This is a genomic window from Chryseobacterium sp. IHB B 17019, from assembly GCF_001456155.1.
Taxonomy (GTDB): Bacteria; Bacteroidota; Bacteroidia; order Flavobacteriales; family Weeksellaceae; genus Chryseobacterium.
Genome location: NZ_CP013293.1, coordinates 2,778,968 through 2,797,747, shown reverse-complemented (window position 1 = coordinate 2,797,747; position 18,780 = coordinate 2,778,968). Strand labels below are relative to the sequence as shown.

The 18,780-nt window shown below is 36.0% G+C and carries 16 protein-coding genes; 8 read left to right on the top strand and 8 right to left on the bottom strand.

Annotated elements, in window-relative coordinates; translation table 11 throughout:
- Positions 1-40 precede the first annotated feature (40 nt).
- Both ATE47_RS12885 and ATE47_RS12880 read right to left on the bottom strand, forming a co-directional pair.
- Positions 41-1,327 (bottom strand): CitMHS family transporter, encoded by a 1,287-nt coding sequence (locus tag ATE47_RS12885; protein WP_062162355.1) that lies wholly within the window; start codon positions 1,325-1,327, stop codon positions 41-43.
- Between the two features lie 17 nt (positions 1,328-1,344).
- Positions 1,345-2,037 (bottom strand): DUF2490 domain-containing protein, encoded by a 693-nt coding sequence (locus ATE47_RS12880; protein ID WP_062162354.1) that lies wholly within the window; start codon positions 2,035-2,037, stop codon positions 1,345-1,347.
- A gap of 229 nt (positions 2,038-2,266) precedes the next feature.
- On the opposite strand from ATE47_RS12880, the gene ATE47_RS12875 reads away from it, so the two are divergent.
- From ATE47_RS12875 to ATE47_RS12865, 3 genes are all read left to right on the top strand, one after another.
- Positions 2,267-3,301: a sensor histidine kinase gene (locus ATE47_RS12875; RefSeq protein WP_062162353.1), complete on the top strand. Its 1,035-nt coding sequence runs from the start codon at positions 2,267-2,269 to the stop codon at positions 3,299-3,301.
- Entirely contained in the window at positions 3,294-3,992 is a 699-nt protein-coding gene (locus ATE47_RS12870; protein WP_062162352.1) for a LytR/AlgR family response regulator transcription factor, read from the top strand. The genes ATE47_RS12875 and ATE47_RS12870 overlap by 8 nt, the downstream gene beginning before the upstream one ends.
- A gap of 77 nt (positions 3,993-4,069) precedes the next feature.
- Entirely contained in the window at positions 4,070-4,633 is a 564-nt protein-coding gene (locus ATE47_RS12865) for a hypothetical protein (protein ID WP_062162351.1), read from the top strand.
- 57 nt (positions 4,634-4,690) lie between these two features.
- On the opposite strand, the gene ATE47_RS12860 is transcribed toward ATE47_RS12865, so the two are convergent.
- The 3 genes from ATE47_RS12860 to ATE47_RS12850 all read right to left on the bottom strand — a co-directional run bounded on the left by ATE47_RS12860 (position 4,691) and on the right by ATE47_RS12850 (position 8,696).
- Positions 4,691-5,578, bottom strand: coding sequence for a hypothetical protein (locus tag ATE47_RS12860; RefSeq protein WP_062162350.1), 888 nt, complete (start codon positions 5,576-5,578; stop codon positions 4,691-4,693).
- Between the two features lie 92 nt (positions 5,579-5,670).
- The gene (locus ATE47_RS12855) at positions 5,671-8,049 is read right to left on the bottom strand and encodes a M1 family metallopeptidase (RefSeq protein ID WP_062162349.1); all 2,379 of its coding nucleotides are present in this window, start codon (positions 8,047-8,049) and stop codon (positions 5,671-5,673) included.
- A gap of 68 nt (positions 8,050-8,117) precedes the next feature.
- Positions 8,118-8,696 (bottom strand): HupE/UreJ family protein, encoded by a 579-nt coding sequence (locus ATE47_RS12850; RefSeq protein ID WP_062162348.1) that lies wholly within the window; start codon positions 8,694-8,696, stop codon positions 8,118-8,120.
- A gap of 69 nt (positions 8,697-8,765) precedes the next feature.
- Here ATE47_RS12850 and ATE47_RS12845 point away from each other — a divergent pair, with 69 nt between their 5' ends.
- Both ATE47_RS12845 and ATE47_RS12840 read left to right on the top strand, forming a co-directional pair.
- Positions 8,766-9,266 (top strand): DUF6702 family protein, encoded by a 501-nt coding sequence (locus tag ATE47_RS12845; RefSeq protein ID WP_062162347.1) that lies wholly within the window; start codon positions 8,766-8,768, stop codon positions 9,264-9,266.
- Between the two features lie 177 nt (positions 9,267-9,443).
- A complete protein-coding gene (locus tag ATE47_RS12840; RefSeq protein WP_062162346.1) occupies positions 9,444-10,691 on the top strand; it encodes a hypothetical protein in 1,248 nt (415 codons plus the stop codon).
- A gap of 44 nt (positions 10,692-10,735) precedes the next feature.
- Here the strand turns inward: ATE47_RS12840 and ATE47_RS12835 are convergent, their stop codons facing one another.
- From ATE47_RS12835 to radA, 3 genes are all read right to left on the bottom strand, one after another.
- Positions 10,736-11,329, bottom strand: coding sequence for an acyl carrier protein phosphodiesterase (locus ATE47_RS12835; protein ID WP_062162345.1), 594 nt, complete (start codon positions 11,327-11,329; stop codon positions 10,736-10,738).
- 105 nt (positions 11,330-11,434) lie between these two features.
- A complete protein-coding gene (locus ATE47_RS12830) occupies positions 11,435-12,778 on the bottom strand; it encodes a M57 family metalloprotease (RefSeq protein ID WP_062162344.1) in 1,344 nt (447 codons plus the stop codon).
- Between the two features lie 73 nt (positions 12,779-12,851).
- Positions 12,852-14,201, bottom strand: a complete 1,350-nt coding sequence (gene radA, locus ATE47_RS12825; protein ID WP_062162343.1) for a DNA repair protein RadA — start codon at positions 14,199-14,201, stop codon at positions 12,852-12,854.
- Between the two features lie 127 nt (positions 14,202-14,328).
- Between radA and ATE47_RS12820 the strand changes: the two genes are divergently transcribed.
- The 3 genes from ATE47_RS12820 to yidC all read left to right on the top strand — a co-directional run bounded on the left by ATE47_RS12820 (position 14,329) and on the right by yidC (position 18,690).
- A complete protein-coding gene (locus ATE47_RS12820) occupies positions 14,329-14,898 on the top strand; it encodes a YceI family protein (protein ID WP_062162342.1) in 570 nt (189 codons plus the stop codon).
- Between the two features lie 210 nt (positions 14,899-15,108).
- The gene (locus ATE47_RS12815; protein WP_062162341.1) at positions 15,109-16,716 is read left to right on the top strand and encodes a CTP synthase; all 1,608 of its coding nucleotides are present in this window, start codon (positions 15,109-15,111) and stop codon (positions 16,714-16,716) included.
- A gap of 177 nt (positions 16,717-16,893) precedes the next feature.
- A complete protein-coding gene (yidC, locus tag ATE47_RS12810) occupies positions 16,894-18,690 on the top strand; it encodes a membrane protein insertase YidC (protein WP_062162340.1) in 1,797 nt (598 codons plus the stop codon).
- The last annotated feature ends 90 nt before the right edge of the window (positions 18,691-18,780 follow it).

Here is an 18,780-nt window from a genome sequence, read left to right as displayed (position 1 = left end):
TAATTAATATATAAAGACATAAAAAATTCCCGGAATGATCTTAAATCACTCCAAGAATCAATGCACTCACCAACATGACAATTGATGATCCGATTGCCCATTTGATGGTATATTTCAAATGATCTGAAAATTCTACTCCCGCCAGAGAAACCAACAGGTATGTGGATGGTACAAGAGGGCTTAATAAATGAGATGCCTGTCCCACAAGGCTCGCTCTTCCCAAAACATCGGCAGGAATTCCCAATTGAGCTCCGGTAGAAGTAATTACAGGTAAAATACCAAAATAATAAGCGTCATTGGTAAGGAAAAATGTAAGAGGAACACTGAATATTGCAGTAATAATATTTAAAATACCGCCCCAGCTTTCAGGGACAATTCCTATGATACTGTTTCCCATCGCCTGCATGATTCCGGTTCCGTTGAGAATCCCGGTGAAAATTCCTGCCGCGAAGATCATCCCTGCCACAGATAATGCATTTCCGGCATGTTTTGTTACAATTTTCTGCTGGTCTTTAAGTTGTGGATAATTAATAACGGCAGCTATACAAAAGGCGAGCATAAAGGCTATGGCTAAAGGAATCAGGTCTAAAATCATTATGACAAGCAAGGTCATGGTAAGGGCAAAATTTATCCAGATCAGTTTAGGTCTCAGAAGTTTAGGATTGCTTTCTCCTACAATATCGTTGGTGCTGTAATTGGTGTATTTTCCATGTTTTGCAATTTTTCTTTTTTCTTTTACGCCAAGAATATATGCTACAAATATTACCCATAAAATACCGATAAACATTATAGGAATCATCGGAACAAATATTTCTGTATGGCTCATTTTGAGAGAGCTCATCACTCTGGCTGTAGGGCCTCCCCAAGGCAGAATATTCATAATTCCTCCGGCGAGCATTACAATACAGGTCAGGATCAATGGATTCATCCCTTGTTTTTTGTATAAAGGAAGCATGGCGGCCACTACAATAATATAAGTGGAAGAGCCGTCGCCGTCAAGAGAAACCAACGTAGTAAGAATAGCTGTTCCTACCGTTGTTTTCACCGGATTATCTCCTACAGCTTTCAGTATTAGATTGACTAATGGCTCAAAAAGCCCAGTATCTATCATTAAACTGAAAAAAAGGATAGCGAAAATCAGCATCACGCCCGTCATGGCGATTTCTTTGATTCCGCTTTTTGTCATTTCGCCAAGTTCGGATCCGTAGCCTGCTGCGATCGCAATGATTACGGGAACCAATACTAAGGCGGTAAGCGGGGTCATTTTTTTGGACATAATCAGAACCATAAAAATGATGATCATCAGGAATCCTAGAATTGTAAGCATAATATTATGATTTAAGATTATTTATTTTTTTTTCTCCAGTCGAAGCTGTTTCTAAAGCCGATATAAGCATAGTTACTGGTTTTTCCGGTTTCCAATTGATTGATGAAAGCAAGTTCCAGAGCAGAATTTTTACCTGTTTTAATACCAATTCCCGCGGTAATTCGGTTGCTGTCAAAAGGCTCGTCTTTTACCATATTCATTCTGATTTCATTTTTCAGGATACCGTATAGTTTTTCCTTTTCTCCTTTTTTGTTAAAAGGTATTTTTACTGAAATAAGGTATCTTAGCCTTACTACAAATTCATCAGGATTATTGATAAAACGCTCTTCCACACGCAGTCGGTTGGAAATGGAAGTCCTTCCAATATTATTTTCCATGGTTACCTGCTGGAAAGGTCTTTTTTCGTAACGGATCTTCTTTGAACCATCAGAATTATATGACTCTAAAATAAGGAACATCGCACCGGCAGCCGGTTTTATTCCGTTGGCAACTTCATGATCTATATAAGCATTTACCAGGAAAAGCCTCGTGTCAAGCGCAAGGTCAAAAGAACGGTATTGTGCAAGCGACGTAAGTGTATTTTTGTCGGTGAGCTTCGCAGACATCAGGTATTGGAACCACATATTGTAATTATCCCTGCTTTGAGCCTGAAAAACGGGAGCAAGAAATAATAAGAATAAAGGGATCAACTTAAATAGAATTCTTTTCATGTAACATTGAGTTAATATTGTAACTTCTCAAATATATCCATTACACATATCGGCTCGGGAATTTTTCAATCAATGGCAATTTTTATCAGTGAACTGCATTTTCCCATCAAAAAGATGGTATATTTGAAATCTTTGAAACAAGCATCCGGGAATGTTTTTATTTGTAAATATTGTAGTTATATTATTGATTTTTAGGGTTTTGTTTAGCTCTAAGATTTTAAATAAACTAATGTCTTACCGCTGGAAATTCTTGTTGGGATTTCAGCATATATTTTTCTTTTTGGTGTTTGTTTTAATGATTTATTTCACAGAAAATACCTTCCTCGATCCGCCGGACCTTATTTGGAGTATTGTTTTTAATATTATTTACAGCTCAGGAATTTATTATTGGGTTTATCAATATCTTGTTCCGAAATTTTATTTGTCGAATAAATACCCGGAATTTATTTTATATGCACTGATATGCTTTTTGATCTCAAGCCTTTTCAGGATTTTGTCTGAACCGGCTATTTTCAACCTGCATTTTTCAAAAGAAGAATCCAACATAAGTTTTTTGTACAATGTGTACATCACTCAGGCAATTGTGATTCTCGTGGCTTCATTTTTAGGTATTACAAAAGATAAATTTATCATCGAGCAGGATGTGGCAGATCTTGGCGAGCAGAAAGAACAGCTGTATATTGATTTGCTTAAGTCTAAGCTGAGCCCGCATTTTTTACTCAACACCCTGAACAATATTTATGTAAACAGTTTTGTGCCGACCGAGAAAACATCCAATTCCATTTTGCAGCTCAGCAAATTGCTGCAGTATATTATTTATGACAGCGGAAAAGAAAAAATAAGCATCGCGCAGGAATTTTCTTCCCTGAAATCCCTTGCTGAATTGTATCAGTTAAAATATAATAATCAGCTTGATATTATTTTTACTATTGAAAATGAGGAAGCCTGTGATGTGATTGAAATTCCGCCATCGATTTTTCTTACCCTTTTTGAAAATGCACTGAAACATTCTGCGATTGGGATGGAATCTTCCGCTTTTGTGAAAATTTTATTCACAATTGAAAACCATGAGATTATTTTTACCATTGAAAATTCTATTGCTGAAAACAAAAATTATTCTTCTGACATAGGGTATCACGGTCTTGGCAATAAGGCAATTACCGGAATACTGGAAAAATATTATCCTGAGAAATACAGTTTTTCTTCTGAAGCTTTAGATCAGAAAAATTACAGAACCATTTTAAAAGTTAATTACAATGGCTGATTTGAAAATAGTAAGCGTTGACGACGAGTATCCGGCCCTGCAACTGGTAAAACAGTACTGCAGCAATATTGATGAGGTTGAAATATTGGAATCCTTCCAGAATCCGGTTCATGCCCTGGAATATTTAAAAGAAAACAGACCTGATCTTGTTATTTTAGATATAAATATGCCCATGATCAACGGCATTGAGCTTCTGGAAAGCCTTCCATACAAGCCATTGTGCATTTTTATGACCTTAGAAACACAGCACGCGGTGAAAGCTTTTGAGCTGGATGTTGTCCATTATCTTGTAAAGCCGGTTGATTTTGAAACCTTCAAAAAAGCAATTAACAAAGCAAAAGATTTTCTCCAATTCAAGAAATCCACAGAAAATAAAACTAAGGAAGATTTTATTATGTTTAAATCAAACTATGTCATCAATAAAGTTTTTCTGAAGGATATTCTATGGGTTGAAGGTTTTGGTGAATATATTATTCTGGTAACTTCTTTCAAAAAGTACATGATCTTAGACCGAATGTCAAATTTTGAAGAGAAATTCCATGATTTTGGTTTTATCAGAATTCATAAATCTTATATTGTATTATCCTCACACATAAATTCTTACGATACAAATTCCGTGTATCTGGAAGGAGGTGAGAAGCTGCCACTCGGGAGAACCTATAAAAGTTTTTTGAAGAATTACCTGAATTAATTAACATAAAAAAAATATTTTCATTTGTTTTTAAAATAATTATATCTTTGCAGGGTAAAAACATAAAAAATACATTGATGAAAAAATTATTAAATGTTGCAGTCACTGCAATGACACTACTATGGAGTGCGAATACTTTTGCACAAACTGTTCAGGAACCGGAGTTCATTGGCGAATGTATGGTTTTAAAATCTGACAATACTACCCAATTACTTCAAAAACACACGACACAGATGCGTTCCGCTATGAATGCAGGAATGGTACTTGTTGGGATCGGAAGTGTAAAGTCAAAGCTGCAGATTGATGGTTGCTGCTCTGCTACGAAGCTTAAAGTTTCGGATAATATCCAGTTTATCATTCGTTCTGTCGACAATAATACAGACCCGATGGCGATTGTGAAAATTTTCCGTTTTGATTCGAGCAAAAAATACAGAAGGGCGGAAGTTTCTTCAGAAAACAACTGGGGAACGGTGAAAACCAACAAGCTTCAATACCTTAATTTCTCAGGGAAAAAGTATGGAAACAATTCTTATCTTATTACCTTAAAAGACAGAGTGCCGGGAGAATATGGGATTACTATTACCAACCCGAATGCTCTTGATGAAAAGAGTACAATTGTATCAACTTTTTCGATTCAATAATAAACAAAAAAGAGGCTGCCCTTGAGACAGCCTCTTTTTGTTTAAAAGGAATAGTCATTATTTACAAGACTCTTTGTAATCATCAATCAGTTTTTTGTACATGTTCGTAAACAATTCCGTTCTGTACTTCATATTAATTTTTGAAGCTTCTGCTCCTCTTTTTCCTTTCAGCAAAGCTTTTCTTTCAGGGTCCATTGCCTTTTTGTTTTCTTTAAAAGTTTTGTTGGAAAAATATTCATTTTCTCTTGCCTCATCTACTTTTTTTAGAAATTCCGGGCAGTCGGCTCCAACAATTTCGTAAGCTTTGTAGAATTTTTTATACAACGTTTTCATATTGAATAAGGCCAGCGGGCTTAGCGAGCTGTAATCTACCGGAGCAACAGCATAAGTTTCATCCGGCTTGCTTAAATAAATCATTACATACATCAGTTGGCAGTTGTCTTCGCTTCCATTAGATCCTGCTGAAAAGTTATCTCCAAAATCGGCTTTACACGTCATGCTTCTATATCCGTAAAGGTTGATTGGTCCTTTTTCCATCAAGGGTAGCATCAGTACTTTTCCTTCAGATTCCATTTCCAGATCATTATTTATTTCCTTTACAAGACGTTTGTCTAATTGAAATTGTTCCTGCGTTTCTTCATTGGTATAAATCAGGCTTTTGATATCGGAAACAGGGATTTGCTGTACTTGAGTATCGCTTTTTGAGGATTTGAATTTTACTTCTTTTCTGTCTAAATTAGCATGTTTTGGGCCTTTTCCCATCATGCTAAAAGTTGCAACATCCGGAAGCATAAAATCCTGTGCAAAACCTTTTTTTGTGCTGCCGTCTTCCATAAGAATCTCAATAGGCAGGAAATCTCTTTTCCCGGTGTAGAATTGCAGAGACTGAGCAATAAAGTTCTGTGCTGACAGGATGAACAGCAACAGGCAACTAAGTTTTTTCATGGTTTTTTCAAAGTTTTTTAATGGTGAGCAAATCTAAAAAAAAAGTATTCAAAAACTGAATACTTTTTATATAAATAAATATATTTTATCTGTTACTTTTTTCCTGCGGCCTGCATCGGATTTACCTTTCCGTTGGAAGCTCCTCTTGCATTTCCGGCTTCTTTTTGCTTAAACAAATCAAACTTGGAAACCTGTGCTGTTCCGCCGTCGTTGCTCCAAAGATTGTTTGAAGTATCAATATCGGCAGTTTCTCTCATTGGATCCAACTGAATTGACTTTAATTTTTTATCAAAATAATACGTCTTGGAAACTTTCTGCTCATTCATTCTCCAAATCTGGGCAGAAGATTTATCAGTCAGTTTTGAGCCGTCTTCAAATGTAAATTCAAGAAGAATAGGCATTACCAGACCACCTTTGTTCGTGAAATCAATTTGATAAGCGGTCATATTTTTAAACTTGTCTTTTTCCTTTTGAGTTAAAGGATCAGTACCTTCAAATTTGAAATCGTATTCCTTTTCGGTGTCAACTTTTTCCTGACCTCTGTCATATCTGTAGTAAAAATCCTGTGCATCCTTGTCTTTTTCTACATAAAAAGTGATGTTTTTATCTTCTCTGTTTCTGATTTTTGAAATGTCTTCAAATTCATTTACAGCAGGTTTTTCAACTTTATATTTAACTTCTTTTGCTGCTCTCGGAGCTGTATTTAAATCCGGAACCGCCACAGTTACTTTCTCAATTGCGATATCTACAGGATCTGTTCCGTAGAACCATCCTCTCCAGAACCAATCCAGATCCTCACCGCTCGCATCTTCCATTGTTCTGAAGAAATCCGCAGGTTCAGGATGCTTGAAAGCCCATCTTTTTGAATAGGTTTTAAAAGCTTTGTCAAAAAGCTCCCTTCCCATAATTGTTTCACGAAGGATATTCAACCCTGTTGCCGGTTTTGCATACGCATTCGGGCCAAACTGAACAATATTTTCAGAGTTTGACATGATGGGTTCCAGCTGATCTTTCGGAAGCTTCATGTAATCAACAATCGTCCAGGCCGGACCTCTTTTTGACGGGAATTTGTTGTCCCATTTTTCTTCGGTAAGATATTCCACGAAAGTATTTAAACCTTCATCCATCCACGTCCACTGCCTTTCATCGGAGTTAATAATCATCGGGAAAAAGTTGTGCCCAACCTCATGGATAATTACACCCAGCATTCCATTTTTTGTTCCTTCAGAATAGGTTCCGTCTTTTTCTGTTCTTCCGAAATTGAAGCAGATCATCGGATATTCCATCCCATTTGCGGCCTCTACAGACTGTGCTACAGGATAAGGATACGGAATTGTAAACTCTGAATAAGTTTTAATAGTATGCGCAACAGCTTTTGTAGAATATTTTCTGTATAATCCATAAGCTTCTTTTGGATAAAAGCTCATGGCCATTACTTTATTGTTGTTTTCAGGAATCGTTACACCCATTCCGTCCCAAACAAATTTTCTGGAGGAAGTCCAGGCAAAATCTCTTACATTGCTAGCTTCAAAAACCCATGTTTTTCTTTGTTTTGAATGATTTTTTTCTGCTTTTTTAGCTTCATCCAATGTTACGATTTCCACCGGCTCATTTGCAGTTTTGGATTTATTATATCTTGCGAGCTGCTCTGATGTTAAAACCTGGTCATAATTTTTACATTCACCGGTTCCGCCCACAATATGATCTGCAGGAACATTCATGGAAACTTTAAAATCCCCAAAAACAAGGGCAAATTCTCCTCTTCCCGTAAACTGGTGGTTCTGCCATCCGTGAAAATCGCTGTAAACACACATTCTCGGATACCATTGTGCCATCGTGTAAAGGTCGTTTCCGTCTTCAGGAAAGTTTTCATAACCGCCTCGGCCGCCCATTTTCATTCTGTTTGGAATATTGTAGTTCCAGTCTATTTTGAATGTAAGTTTTTCGCCTTTTTTTAAAGCTTTAGGTAAATCAATACGCATCATGGTCTTGTTTACCGTATATTTTAAAGGATTTCCTGATGCATCGGTTACTTTTTCAAGATTTACACCATATCCGTTGTCTTTTACAGGTAATTCCGTAGCTTTTAACTGTTGGTCATTGCTTGCTTTCGGAAGGGTGGAAGAATAAGCAAAATCAGCTTTTTTTACACTTGACTGCTGATTTTCATCCAGTTGAAGCCAGATATATTCCAGTTCGTCCGGGGAATTGTTGTAATAAGTTACCGTTTCCGATCCCTTCAGGTTTCTTTTATCTTCATCCAGATAAGCTGTGATATCGTAATCAGCCCTGTTCTGCCAATAGCCGTGGCCAGGCGCTCCCGAAGCAGTTCTGTAGATGTTCGGAGTGGGAAGGATGGTTCCTAATTGTTCGAATTTGTTCCCGTGGTTGCTTCCGGGATTATTCTGAATATTCTGAGCGGTTAACCCGACATAAGCAAATACTGAAAGTGCGGCAACTTTTAGTTTCATAAACCGAATTTTTTTAAGAATTAACAAATATAATAATAAGTAGTTGAAAACTTGAAAATGTTTCACGCTTAAAAAGGAATTCTTTCTAAAGTCATTTTCAATGATAATGCAAAAACACCTGAGGAAACAAACAGTATCCAGTCTTTCTTGTTAACCTTGAATAAGTTAAGCAAAATAAAAAGCAAAATTAAAATGGCAAAAACAATTACAATTTGTCCCAGCTCCAGGCCAATATTAAAGCCTAACAACGGAACGGCAATGCTTTGGCTCTTCGCGATCATTACCCTTGCTGTATTCGCAAAACCCATCCCATGGATCAGCCCGAAAATTAAGGCTAAGTAATAATTGGCTTTCATGAGAGACTGTTTTTTATTTTTCATCAGAATATTTCCTAATGAGGTTAAAACAATGGTTAACGGAATTAAAAACTCAACCCAGTCAGAATTAACTCTTACAATATCTAAAATGCTTAACGCTAAGGTTATGGAATGTCCGATGGTAAAAGCAGTCACTAGAATTAATATTTTTTTCCAGTCGGTGTAAGAATAAACAGCTATTAAAGCTAATACGAAAAGCTGATGATCAAGCGCGTCAAGAGAAATGATATGTTCCCAGCCAAGCTTTAAATAAAATTGAAAATCCTGCATCATAAGTAAAATATAAATGCTTACGAAAATAATGATTAATTTCGGAACAAATTTAACTGACCAGATTTTATGAAGAATTTGTGGATTTTTTTGCTTGCGATTGTTTTTTTATTCTCTTTTACTAAGGCGAAACATCCTTATCATGTGGGTTCTGTAGAAATTAATTACAATCAGAAATCGAAAACTTTTGAAGTAACAGGACGTTTCTTTTTAGATGATCTGGAAAGCGGGTTAAGTAAAAAATACGGAAAACCTTATCATTTTAATGATCCCAAATATAAAGCTTTGCTTAAAGAAGCGCTTAACAATTACTGCTCTGAGTATTTTAAGCTTAAAACTAATAATAAATTCCTGAAAGTCAATTTTATAGGTTATGAAGAAGACCAGGAATCTGTAAACATTTACCTGGAATCAGAAGCTGTGGAAACCCCAAAGAAAGTGGAAGCTGCTGTTAGTTTTTTGTATAATCTTTTTGATGACCAGATTAATATTGTACACATAATAGTGGATGGGAAAAGGAAAAGTGAAAAGCTTGCTTATCCTAACCGCTACCTGTTTCAGCAATTCTGATCTTTGTTTTTTTTGTTTTATATATTGTTACTGTGCTATTTACACACAAGTAGTATATGGATGGTATGGTGTTTTTTCTTCCGTGAGCAATAAAATTCTCTAGTTTAGGGTATTAATTTCTGATTCTAACTACACTAAGAAAAATTATTTACTCTTAAAATTTAAAAAACATCATTTATGAAAAAAAACAGATTATTGGTCTTATTATTATTACTTAGTACACTATCGTTTGCTCAGGTTGGGATAAAAACGTCAAATCCTTTAGCAACCTTACATGTGGATGGGGCGAAAGACAATCCTGCTTCTGGAAATCCCAATGCAACGCAGGAAAGTAATGATGTAGTTGTAACCACTGCCGGGAAATTAGGAGTAGGAACAATTACACCGGAAGTAAAAATGCATATTGTTGCAACTGCTGCAACCGCGAACAGATTCAATTTAATAGATGTACCGGCAGGAACCAATCAATATGTAGCCTTAGCTTTGAGAAATACATCTCCTTTGGCAACAGGAAATTATTCTCTTTTAGGATTTACAAATAACGGCCCTACATCTGGAGGTGCCAATTGGGGAATAGGAACAGTACGCACAGGAAATACAGCTATAAATGGCAGACAGGAAGAATTTTTTATAGGGAATTCTGTGGGTGGAACTTATAATGAACGAATGAGAGTGAATGCACAGGGAAATGTTGGGATAGGAGCTCCAGCACCCAATCCGAGTGCATTATTAGAATTATCGAGCACAACAAAAGGTTTTCTTCCTACAAGACTTACTACTGCACAGCGTGACGCTATTAATCCAAAACCTGAAGGATTGATGATTTATAATTTGGATATTCATTGTATGCAATATTGGAATGCCACAAAATGGGTAGGAGATTGTGATGGTTCTACACCATCTCCGGTAATTGATGCTTGTACAGCAGGACTTAATGGTAATGGTGTTTTAGGAAGGTCAGATTTTCCTAATACATATCAGGTATTTTCTGGTCCTCCAGTTTATGTTACGGTTTCCACTTCTAATGTCGGTGCAGGACAAGCTGTGCAAACCTGTGGAGCTACTACGACTACTGATTCATGGAGATTAGGAGAAGGTGGGGCAAGCTCAATTACATTCACATTTAGCAGACCAATACAACATACTGATTTTAGGATTAATGGGATATCTCAGGCGAATTCTTCAGGAAATTCATTTATTACACTATCTGCCAAAAATGGATCTACAGACGTAACCAACTTTGGTTCCGGACAAAGTTGTTATGGGTATTCCACAACTGCTTCTACAAGCAGTATTGGTACCAATGGGACATTTCACACAGGTGTCAATACTTATGTTACGTCAGTAACTATTACTCATAATGGTAGGGCGGGATCAGATCCTGTTAACCTTAATATGGTTTTGTGCGGTGCAATAACACAATAGGTTATCTAAAAAAAAACAGGCTGCTTTTAAGAACAGCCTGTTTTTTATTTTTCCAATTGTAAAAGTGAATTAATTCCTTTTGCATGTTCCATTAAATCAGGGAAGAATTTATCGTAACATCGTTGAAGTACTTCTTTATTTTCTAAAAAAGCTTCATAAACAGGAATATCTTTATCCAAATATTTAGCTTTATTCAAAACATTTCGCATACTATACATTATATTTTTGTCTTCACGATAATTATAAAGCCAGTCGTCTTCTTCCATTCTTACAAGCATTCTTTTAAAGTTTTCCGGAAGATATTTTTCGTGGTCATTTAGGATTTTATAAACATGTAAAGAATGTGCCTTCCATTCTGCCAAAGTATTTAAAGTAAGGTCATTAGCAACAAAATAATCCATAGAAACATCCACAAAAGCACCTGCATACAACCTTACCAAAGGAGCAAAAACTTTTTTCGCTTCATGAATGGCAGGATGAGAATCCGTAAAAGTGTCGATGGCCCGATGTAAAGTAATTCCGTCCTGAATATCTTTCGGGAAAGAAAAACGATCCTTATTGCGAATAAAATCTTCCAAAAACTGACCGACAATCTGTCCGTCTTTGAAGGTGAGAAAAGAATGAGCCAAATAATTCATATTACGAGATAAGGAATAAAAAAATCCCCTGAATAAATTTAAAACATTCAGAGGACTTAATTATTATTTTAAAAGAAATTTTATGTAATGATAGATTTATTTCGGTTAAAAGCTTGTGCCAGTAGACTGTTTTCCTTGTGAAAGAACCTCAAAAGCAGGTAAGGAAGCTGCGGGCATAAATTCTGAAACAACACAGCCAAAACGTAAAAAGCCAAAAGCTTCATCACACGGATTTGTTTGCCCTATTGCGGTTCCAGTTGGTTCGGAATTATAATTAAGAGAAGGATTTGCCCAACGGTTGATCCTTGTACATGAAATGCCTATATCGGAACATTCCCTATTATAGGCCATGATTGTTCTCCATCTTTGGGAAGGTGAGCTTGAAGTTCCCAAGTTGATAGCAGTCCTGTTGACATAGCCATGATGATGGCTGCAGGGCACTATTGTTTTATCCTCATACCAATTGTGTTTTAGTCCCATATTATGTCCTATTTCGTGAGCCAGTGTATAATTGTTAACTACTACACTATAACGGGAAAGGGAAAATGCCAAACTTTTCGAATAATTGGTAGGATGTGTATTTACATATCCTAAACCAGAGGAGCCGGTATTTCCTATAATCAGGGCACAGACATCTGCTCCATAAGTTGTTCTTAATGTGTGGATTTCATCCATGAAACCATCTCCATTTGCTCTGAACCTATCCAGGTCAGTTTTGCTATTATCCTTTAATTCTGTATAGTTAATTTCACCGGCATAGACTAAATTAACTGAAAGATTTGTAACACCGGAGCTAAGCAGACTGCTGTTAAAATTAGTTATAGCAGTCGCAAGAAAAGAAGTGCTTTGTGGCAAGCCGCCCCAGGCTGCTACTGCCGCGTTTGTCAAAATTGCCATCACATCAACCCTGCTGTTATCGCAAATAGTTGTAGAAGGTGAACAAATATTAGCATTTGTTTTTCCGGAATTTTTGTCTTCCGTTTCGCCCATAATATAATCGTTTTCATCCTCATCCGGAATTATTTGTTCATTTACAACGGAAACTGCGAAAATATCACCATTTGTTTGATGAAACATTACTTTTTTTTCACTACCTGAAGCATACATACCTGTGACAATGCGGTCGTATTCTGAAAAAACTAATTCTGCAGTGGGATCACCATCAATAGAATAAACATACGATGTACTTTTGTTTGAGTATTTGTAAATTCGGATAGGTTTGGCCTTAATATTCTTATCATCCGGAATTTTTATTTGCAGTTCAGAATTAAGGTTAAAAGAAGGCTGGGAAAAATAGTGTGTCGAAACATAGCTTTTTGCCAGATCAGTGCTGATTCTCTGATTACTTTTCAAATTATTCTCACTAATAGAATTTTTAAAGATTTTGTTTTGTGCAAACAGCACACAGGAACAAAATACCAAAAGGCTTGTGATAAATTTTGTTTTCATGACTTATTGATTTTTAATGATTTGGGTAAATAAATTTACAAAAATTTCTTAAAAACCAATAAAATATTTCACCCTATAGTAACTTATTATGGAAGTCCTCTATTTTACTCACTTCTTCAATTTTTATCGCGAATTTTTTCTTTGAAAGTTTGTTTAAATTAGATATAAAAATTTTCTCGTAACCCAATTTTTCAGCTTCGATAATTCGTTGTTCGGCTTGTGCGACCGGACGGATTTCTCCGCTCAAGCCAATTTCTCCTGCAAAACAATAATGTTCGGAAATCGCAATATCTTCGTTTGAAGACAGAATAGAAGCTACGACGGCCAGATCCAATGCGGGATCATCAGTTTTTATTCCTCCGGTGATATTTAAAAAAACATCTTTTGCACCCAGTTGAAAACCGGCTCTTTTTTCCAAAACGGCCAAAAGCATATTTAATCTTTTGGCATCAAAACCCGTTGAACTTCTCTGAGGTGTTCCATAAACAGCTGTACTTACCAAAGCCTGAATTTCCAGTAACATAGGTCGGTTTCCTTCCAAAGTTACTGCTACGGAATTTCCGGAAAGTTCCTCGAATTTCTTTGTAATTAAAATTTCTGATGGATTTTTAATTTCCTTTAAACCTTGAGAAACCATTTCATAAATCCCGATCTCGGAAGTTGATCCGAAACGGTTTTTATTGGCTCTCAACAGTCTGAAAAGGTGATTTCTGTCGCCATCGAAATTCAAAACAACGTCCACCATGTGTTCCAAAACCTTTGGGCCGGCAATCTGACCGTCTTTGGTGATATGGCCAACTAGAAAAACGGGAATATTGTTTTCTTTGGCGTATTTAATGATCTCGTTGGAGCATTCTCTGATCTGGGAAACTGTTCCGGGAGAGCTTTCTATTAATTGAGATTGTAATGTCTGAATGGAGTCGATAATCATAAAATCAGGCTCCAGTTTTTTAGCTTCGTGAAGAATTTTTTCCAGAGAAGTTTCTGTAAAAAGAAAACAGTTGGGATTTTGAATATCCGTTAATCTGTCGGCTCTCATTTTGATCTGGGAAGCACTTTCCTCGCCTGAAACGTAGAAGATTTTTTTCTTCATCTTCAAAGCCAATTGAAGAAGCAGAGTAGACTTACCAATTCCGGGTTCACCACCAATTAATGTAACGGAACCTAAGACAATTCCGCCTCCCAAAACGCGATTGAGTTCTTCGGAAGGGGTTTTTATTCTTGGTTCTTCGCTGGTTTCTACCTCAATAATATTAATGACATGCTGTTTCGATTTTGAAAAAGGCGGAGTTTTAGATGAGGTTTTTTCTACAACTTCTTCCACCAAAGTATTCCATTCTCCACAGTTTTTGCATTGTCCCATCCATTGGGAATATTGGGTTCCGCAGTTTTGACAGAAATATGCTGTTCTTAATTTTGCCATACTGTAAAATTATGAAAAAACTTAGCATCAAAAAATTTTAAATAACTGAAAAAAATAACATACATCAATGTCACGTTATAACAACTGGCTTACATTTGTCATAAGATTAATCTAAAAAATATATACAATGAAAAAGGTATTTTTAACTTTTGTATTCGCTTTTTTAAGTGTTGTTGCTTTTGCTCAGACAGCCTGGAAAGTAGATCCAATGCATTCTTCCGTAAATTTCAATATCAAGCATATGGGAATCAGCTTTGTGCAGGGAAGATTTGATAAATTCGACGGAAAAGCTACCACTAAAGGAAATAATCTCGATGGTGCGGAAATATCTGCAACGGTAGACGTAAGCTCTATCAATACAGGCGTTGAAATGAGAGATAAACATCTGAAAAGCGCAGATTTCTTCGATGCGGAAAAGTTTCCAAATATGACTTTCGAGACATCTTCTATTACAAAGGATAAAAATAATTCTTATACATTAAAAGGAAAGCTGACCATCAAAGATGTAACAAAAGAAATCAGTGTTCCTGTAACTTTCGGGGGTATTGCAAAAAACCAGCAGGGAAAAGAGGTGATGGGTTTCCAGACAACATTTAAAGTAAACCGTTTAGATTACAATATTAAATACGATCCTACGGGAGCAGGTGTGGCTAAAGACGTTGACGTTAACTTATATTTTGAGTTAATTAAGCAATAGTTTTCATATATAATTTGGTTTAGGAAAAGGTTTTCAATGTATATTGGGAACCTTTTTTAATGATGGTGACTTCAAGAACCTCAGCAACTAAGTGTGTGTAACAGTCGCTTAGTTTGTTTAAAATCTAAAATTCATAATCTAAAATCTAAAATTATAAAATGAAATTGCTTTGTATTTCTTTTTCCCCTAACTTTGCACAAACCTAATCTAATGAGTAAAAAGAATACAAAGTACATCTTTGTGACAGGAGGTGTAACTTCATCTTTGGGGAAAGGAATCGTTTCTGCTTCTCTGGGACTTCTACTAAAATCACGCGGCTTTAATGTAACGATCCAAAAACTAGATCCTTATATCAATATCGACCCAGGAACACTGAATCCTTATGAACACGGAGAATGCTATGTAACCGAAGATGGTGCGGAAACGGATCTGGATTTAGGTCACTATGAGCGTTATTTGGATGCTCCAACTTCCCAAAACAACAACGTTACCACAGGAAAAATTTACCAGACTGTAATCGAAAAAGAAAGAAAAGGAGACTTCCTTGGAAAAACAGTGCAGGTAATTCCTCATATTACGAACGAAATCAAACGTAGAATTAAAATTTTATCTAAGCAGAACTACGATATTATCATTACTGAGATCGGAGGAACTGTAGGAGATATTGAATCTTTGCCTTACATCGAAACTGTTCGCCAGTTGAAGTGGGAATTGGGGGAGAAAAATTCTATGGTAATTCACCTTACTTTATTGCCGTATCTGGCTTCAAGTGGAGAATTAAAAACAAAACCTTCCCAGCATTCCGTTCGTCAGTTGATGGAAAGCGGAATTATGGCGGATGTTTTAGTATGCAGAACGGAACACACGATTCCAAAAGATCAGAGAGCAAAATTGGCCCAATTCTGTAATGTTTCTTTAGATAATGTAATTGAATGTAAAGATCTGGAAACAATCTATGAAGTTCCGATGTATCTTCAGAAGCAAAATTTTGATGATGTAGTTCTTAAAGAATTAGATCTTAAAAATGATAAAGAAGCTGATCTTAAAGACTGGAAAACTTTCCTTAAAAAATTCAAAAACCCTAAAAAATCTGTAGAAATTGCTTTAGTAGGAAAATATATTTCTCTGCAGGATTCTTATATTTCTATTGCTGAAGCTTTCAAACATGCGGGGGCAAGTCTTGAAACTGAAGTAAAAGTAAGATGGGTATACAGTGGTGATATTACTGCTGAAAATATTAAAGATACTTTAAATGGTGTTGATGGAATCCTTATTGCTCCAGGTTTTGGCGATAGAGGAATTGAAGGTAAAGTGCTTACAGCACAGTATGCAAGGGAAAATAAAGTTCCGATGTTGGGAATTTGTTTAGGAATGCAAATTATGACGATCGAGTTTGCGAGAAATGTACTTGGGCACACAAAAGCCAATTCAATGGAATTTGATACTTCCACACCGGATCCTGTGATTTCAATTATGGAGGAACAGAAAAATGTTGTAGATAAAGGCGGAACTATGCGTCTTGGGGCTTGGAAATGTGCTGTGAAAAACGGTTCCAAATTATCTGAGATCTACGGAAGCAAAAATATTTCTGAAAGACACCGTCACAGATATGAATTCAACAGTGATTATTTATCCCAATTTGAGAAAAACGGTTTCCTTGCAACAGGTACAAACCCGGAAACAGGATTGGTAGAAGCATTGGAATTGCCGGATCACCCGTTCTACGTGGGAGTTCAGTATCACCCGGAATATAAGAGCACGGTAGCGACACCGCATCCGTTATTCAGAGCTTTTATTAAGGCTTGTGAAAAGAAATAAGGTAATTTTTTAATTACAAACGTCATAAATAAACTCAGGTTGATTATTATCAGCTTGAGTTTATTATATAGTAATATATTATAAGGTAGAGTTTTGATAAAAAAACAGTATTTTTGTCGACTCGAAATACGTACAGATGTACGTGCAGATAAAGTTAAAAATTTTAATAAAGATAAAATGCAACAGAACAACGGACTCGATAAAAGCCAAATGATAAGTTTTGCGGTTTTATGTTTGGTTCTCTTTGGTTTCATGTTTTATTTCCAAAACAAGCAATCGAAAGAGGAAGAAGTAAAAGCTCAGCAGCAAAAAACCGAACAGGTAAAAAGTACTGTAAAACAAACTCAGGCAAGCAATATCAATCCCAATGTAACTCCTAATGCCATTCAGACGGCAAATCTTGCTAATAAAGAATTGAAAATTGAATTTGCAAGCTTAGGAGGGCAGGTTTCGAAAGTAGAACTTGCAGAATACAAAGCATATGATCATAAAACAGATAAGGCAGATCTTCCGCTTTACCTGATCACTAAAAATAATTCCAACTACGGATTCCAGTTCAAAGACAAAACAGGGAAAGTAATCAATACCAAAGATTTGGTTTTTTCCCCTACAGTTAATGGAAATGCTGTGACGATGACGGCTAATTACAATGGAGCGGTTATCCAGTTCATTTATACTTTACTTCCAAAATATACATTAGATTTTAAAGTAAGAACTCAGGGGCTTGCTAAAATCACTTCTGATAACAAAGCAGATTTTATCTGGGATTATAATGTAAGAAACCTTGAAAAAGGTAGAGCTCAAGAACAGTCTCACTCAGAATTCTCTTATGCTTTCAATAATTATAAAGACTATGATTATGACGGAAGAACAACAATGGAGGAGGAAAAAGAAACCCTTAACTGGATCGGCGTAAAACAGCAGTTCTTCACTTCAGTAATTGAAGCTAAAACTGGATTCACCAACAGTAAAGGAAATCAGGAAACTGTTGAGGAAGGAGAATATTTGAAGAAACTTAATTATGAAGGTTTTGTTCAAATGACAGGCAGCGAGCTTAATCAGGATTTTACCTGGTACTTTATGCCACTGGATTTACCATTATTAAAATCTTACGATAAAAACTTCGACGAAATTTTACCATTAGGATGGTCTTTCATCGGATGGATGAACAGAGGATTCTTTATTCCGATCTATAATTTTATAGCATCATGGGGATTAACAGCCGGTTGGGTAATTTTCTTGCTGACAATTCTTGTTAAGTTGATCTTGTCGCCAATTATGTACAAGCAGCATAAACTGAGTGCAATGATGAGAGTAATCCGTCCCGAAATTGATGAGGCCAATGCAAAATTCAAGGATGCAGATCCAATGAAAAAGCAACAGGCTACCATGGAAATCTACCGAAAGGCCGGAGTAAATCAGATGGCGGGATGTTTGCCGGCATTGGTTCAGATCCCGATTTTCTATGCGCTATTCCGTTTCTTTCCGAACTTTATTGATTTGAGAGGACAAGGTTTCTGGTTTGCAAAAGATTTGACGGCTTATGATGATTTGATTAAATTACCATTTAAAATTCCTTTCTTAGGAGATCACTTGAGTGTTTTTGCTATTGCATGTACAGTTGTTATCTTAATTTATACAATCATGACTTCCGGAAACATGCAGCAGCCACAACAGGAAGGTATGCCGAATATGAAAGTGTTAATGTACATCTTCCCGATTACATTCTTATTCTTCTTAAATACCTCAGCATCTGGTCTTTCGTGGTATTATTTTGTATCGAATGCGATTAACATTTTAATTATCCTAGTCATTAAATATTTAATTCTGGATGAAAAGAAAATCCACGCTCAAATTCAGGCCAACAAAGAAAAACCGAAAGCGGAAGGTAAATTCCAGAAAAGAATGCGAGAAATGATGGAGAAAGCTCAGGAGCAACAAAAAACGCAGGAACAACAAAGGAAAAAGAAATAATTCCAAATGAAAATAAAAAAAAGAGAAGTAAAATATGCTTCTCTTTTTTTATTTCTTAATTTTCGTTAAAATATAAAATTTATAGGAATA